This is a genomic window from Hydrogenophaga sp., from assembly GCF_051007235.1.
GTDB lineage: Bacteria > Pseudomonadota > Gammaproteobacteria > Burkholderiales > Burkholderiaceae_C > Hydrogenophaga.
Genome location: NZ_JBPCSJ010000223.1, coordinates 1 through 4,352 on the forward strand (window position 1 = coordinate 1; position 4,352 = coordinate 4,352).

4 protein-coding genes and 1 pseudogene are annotated in these 4,352 nt (G+C 67.0%); all 5 read right to left on the reverse strand.

Annotation, left to right across the window (positions count from 1 at the left end; all coding sequences use genetic code 11):
- Positions 1–855, reverse strand: a pseudogene (gene hflX / locus ACR2JA_RS08040) (GTPase HflX); the annotation flags it as partial.
- A 55-nt stretch (positions 856–910) separates the two neighbouring features.
- The gene (gene hfq, locus ACR2JA_RS08045) at positions 911–1,180 is read right to left on the reverse strand and encodes an RNA chaperone Hfq (protein ID WP_310566758.1); all 270 of its coding nucleotides are present in this window, start codon (positions 1,178–1,180) and stop codon (positions 911–913) included.
- A 60-nt stretch (positions 1,181–1,240) separates the two neighbouring features.
- The gene (der, locus tag ACR2JA_RS08050; RefSeq protein WP_434008576.1) at positions 1,241–2,581 is read right to left on the reverse strand and encodes a ribosome biogenesis GTPase Der; all 1,341 of its coding nucleotides are present in this window, start codon (positions 2,579–2,581) and stop codon (positions 1,241–1,243) included.
- Between the two features lie 45 nt (positions 2,582–2,626).
- Complete coding sequence (gene bamB / locus ACR2JA_RS08055; protein ID WP_434008577.1) at positions 2,627–3,760, reverse strand: outer membrane protein assembly factor BamB; 1,134 nt, start codon at positions 3,758–3,760, stop codon at positions 2,627–2,629.
- Positions 3,757–4,352 (reverse strand): tetratricopeptide repeat protein (locus ACR2JA_RS08060; protein WP_434008578.1); only part of this gene is annotated, 596 nt, incomplete at its 5' end. The genes ACR2JA_RS08060 and bamB, both read right to left, overlap by 4 nt.

Here is a 4,352-nt window from a genome sequence, read left to right on the forward strand (position 1 = left end):
GAGCAGGTCGGCATCGGCCGCTTCCTGCAAGGTTGCCGCAAAGGCGTCGACCAAGCCGTGCGGCAGGTCGCGAATAAAACCCACGGTGTCGGACAGCGAGACCGAACGCCCCGCCTCGCCCAGGTACAGCTGCCGCGTGGTGGTGTCCAGCGTGGCAAACAGCTGGTCGGCCGCGTAGGCACGCGCTTTGACCAAGGCATTGAACAGCGAGGACTTGCCCGCGTTGGTGTAGCCCACCAGCTAGATGGTGAACGCATCGCGCCGGTCGCGCTGACGGCGCTGGGTCGCACGCTGTTTCTTGACTTTTTCCAGCCGCTCTTTGGTGCGCTTGACGGCGTCGTTGATCATTCGCCGATCGAGCTCGATCTGGGTCTCGCCCGGGCCTCCGCGCATGCCGATGCCGCCGCTTTGTCGCTCCAGGTGGGTCCAGCGGCGCACCAGACGGGTGGACAGGTATTGCAGGCGCGCGAGCTCCAACTGCAGCTTACCCTCGTGGCTGCGGGCACGCTGCGCAAAGATCTGCAGGATGAGCAAGGTGCGGTCGTTGACCGGCAAGCCCAAAGCACGCTCGAGGTTGCGCTGCTGGGCCGGACTCAAGGCTTGGTCGAACAACACTTCGCTGGCGCCGGTGGACTGGGCCAGCATCTTGATCTCGTCCGCCTTGCCCGAGCCGACGAACAAGGCCGGATCCGGCGCCCGCCGCTTGCAGGTGACGCGGTCGGCCACCGCGAAACCGGCGGTCTGCGCCAACAGGCCCAGCTCTTCGAGTTCGGTGTCGAAATGCGGGAGACCGAAGTCCACCCCGACCAGGATGACGGACGGGACGGAGGCTTTCGGGGAGGCGGACGGGTTCAATTCAACTCAACCCGCGCCGCGGCCGTGCCGAGCACGGCGGGCAGTGTGCGCCAGGTCAAGACGCGGCAGATTCGTCTGCCGCGTTGGCAGAGAACTGCACCGGGCGACCCGGGACGATGGTGGAGATGGCGTGCTTGTAGACCATCTGCGTGACCGTGTTGCGCAGCAACACGACGTACTGGTCAAATGACTCGATTTGACCCTGCAGCTTGATGCCATTGACCAGGTAGATCGACACGGGGACGTGCTCGCGACGCAGCTGGTTCAGGAAAGGGTCTTGCAAGAGCTGGCCTTTGTTATTGCTCACGATATGCTCCGTGTTCAAAAGAAGTTGTTAGGGCGTGAACCATACCACAGCCCTGCCCAACCGGCCGGGCCGCAACGCTCATTCCGCGTCTTTGAAGGGGTTGGCCGAGGTCTTGAACTCGATGCGCAGCGGCGTGCCCACCAGATCGAAGGCCTTGCGGAACCGCCCCTCCAGAAAGCGGCGGTAGACCTCCGGCACATGCTCCAGCGAATTGCCGTGGATCACGATCACCGGCGGATTCATGCCGCCCTGGTGGGCGTAGCGCATCTTGGGGCGGAACATGCCGCTCCTGGGCGGCGACTGGAAGGCCACCGCCTCCTGCAGCAAGCGCGTCAGCACCGGGGTGGTCATCTTGCGCATGGCCGACGCACGCGCCTGCTTGATCGATTTCCAGACCGGCCCCAGACCCTGGCGCTTCTTGGCGGAGATCAGGTGCAGCGAGGCGAACTTCAGGAACGATAGGCGGTTCTCGATCTGGCGCTCGATCTGCTGGCGCTGGTATTCGTCCACCGCATCCCATTTGTTGATCGCGATCACCACGCCGCGCCCGCTTTCGAGGATGTAGCCAGCGATGTGGGCATCCTGGTCTGTGACGCCCTGCGTCGCGTCCAGCAGCAACAGGACCACGTGGGCACCCTCGATGGCCTGCAGCGTTTTGACCACCGAGAACTTTTCGATCGCCTCGAACACCTTGCCCTTGCGGCGCAGACCAGCGGTGTCGATCAATTCGAATTTCTGGCCATCCTTCTCGAACGGCACCGAAATCGCGTCGCGCGTGGTGCCGGGCATGTCGAACGCCACCAGGCGTTCCTCGCCCAGCCAGCAGTTGATCAGCGTCGATTTGCCCACGTTCGGCCGTCCGGCCACCGCGAGGCGGATGACGCCGGTGTCTTCTTCAGCCGGTTCTTCGTCTTCTTCCGGCAGGCCGGGAATGGCGTCGAGGGCGGATTCGAGCATGGTGCGCACACCCTGACCGTGGGCGCCGGACACCGGCATCACGTCCCCCAGGCCCAGCTCGTAGAACTCGACCAGTTGGGCGCCTTCCTTCATGCCTTCGGCCTTGTTGGCCACCAGGAGCGTGGGCTTGCCCAGGCGGCGCAGGTATTGCGCAATGTCGTGGTCCTGCGCGCTCAGACCGCCGCGCGCGTCCACCACGAAGATGACCACATCTGCCTCGGCCACCGCCTGCCGCGTCTGCTTGGCCATTTCTTTGTAGATGCCGGATTCGGCCGTGGGCTCGAAGCCACCGGTGTCGATGACGATGAACTCGCGACGACCCAGGTGGCCGTTGCCGTAATGGCGGTCACGAGTGAGGCCGGCAAAGTCGGCCACGATGGCGTCGCGAGAACTCGTCAGGCGGTTGAACAGGGTGGACTTGCCCACATTGGGACGGCCCACCAGGGCGATGACGGGTTTCACGAAACAGAACCTTTCAAATGCGGGACCCCCGATGGGTCCACGCCACTATTGCGGACGCCAGGCGAAGACACCGCCGTTGCGTGTCTGCACCACCAGCGACGGCCCCACCAGCAGGGGGGCGCCCACGATGGCTGAGCCATCGGTGCTCAGGCGGGCCATCTCTGCCCCGTCCTCGCGGGAGATCAGGTGCACCAACCCCGTGGCGTCGCCCAGGGCCACCACGCGCCCCAACGCCACCGGCGCTGTCAAGCCTCGGTGCTTGAGACGGTCCACGCTCCAGGCGGCGTCACCGTTGCTGCGCTGCCAGGCCTGCACGCGGCTGTCGGACTCGCTGCCGAACACCAGGCGGTCATCACCGCCCAGGCCCTGCGCACCCAAGGCGGACTTGCTCCAGGTGATGCGACCGTTGCTGGCATCGACACAGCCAACCGCGCTGGCGTAGGCGCGTGCACAAACGCTGTTGCCCACGCGGCTGACCGGGCCCACGATGTCCACCAGGCGTTCCACCTCGTTGGTGCCACGGGCGTTGGCGATCGGGGCTTCCCAGCGCACCGAACCGTTGAGCGGGTTCAGGCCGACCAGACGGCCACCGAGACCCGCGACCAGGGTATCACCCACCGCCAGCAGCGCGCCGGGCTGGTTCAGCACCAGCGGCTCGCCGGTGCGGGTCTGCGTCCACAGGCGCTTGCCGCTCTGTCCGTCAAACGCCGACACGCTGCGGTCGGCCGCGAGCACGAAGACCCGGCGCCCGGCGACCAGCGGGGCCGTTTGCGCGCTGGCACCCAGGCGCACGCGCCAGAGTGGCTGCCCGGCGGCCATGGCCACCAGGTCGTTGTTCTGGGTCACCACGGCCACGGTGTCGCCATCGGTCCCGATACCGGTCATGACCGGCGAGCCCAGCGCCAGGCGCCAGAGTTCCTTGCCCGACTCGGCGGCCAGCGCCACGATGCTGTTGCCCGCACCGGCCACGAACACGCGATCTGCGGTGGCCCGTGGCGCGACCGCGCCGGGATTCGCACCGACCTGTGCAGACCACACCAGCTGGGTGCCGACGACGGTGGCCGCGGGCCCCAGATCGACAGGACGCGGCTTGTCGGGACTGGACGAACAGGCGACCAGCGCCGCCAGGGCCAGCGCGGCCAGCCACAGGCGCGGCATGCGGTGGGCGGCGGGCTTCAACGGGCGACCTCCGTGGAAGGTGTCAGGCTGGCGGCATCGACGCCGAGCGACGCCAGCTTTACCTCGACCAGGTTGCGGTACTCGGCCCGCTGCCCGAAGCCGCGCCAGGCGGCTTCGTACTGCTGGCGCGCTTCAGTGGTTTTGCCTTGCGCCAGGAACACATCGCCGCGGCGGTCGGCGGCCAGCGCAGCAAAGGCCTTGGGCATGGGCGCTTCGAGCGTCTTGAGGGCCTGGTCGTAGGCCTTGGCCTCGACATCCAGCGCCGCCAGGCGCAGGCGGGCAATGGCCTGGTAGGCCTCGTCCGACGGCTTCTCGCTCACCCAGCCCAGAGCGGCACGCGCGGCATCGGGCTTGCCAGCCTCGAACAGTGTCTTGCCGGCGAGCAGGGAACCCTGGGCAGCGAAGGTGCTGCTGCCAAAACGGTCCTGCATCTCGGCCAGGGCACGGGCCATCTTGTCAGCGTCCCGCGCCGCGGCGGCGCGGTCGATCTCGTCGTACAGCGCAGCGGCCTTGGTGGCCTGGGTGCGCTGCCAGTAATTCCAGCCGTTCCAGGCCGCAAAGCTGCCGAACACGGCGATCAGCACCCAGGTGA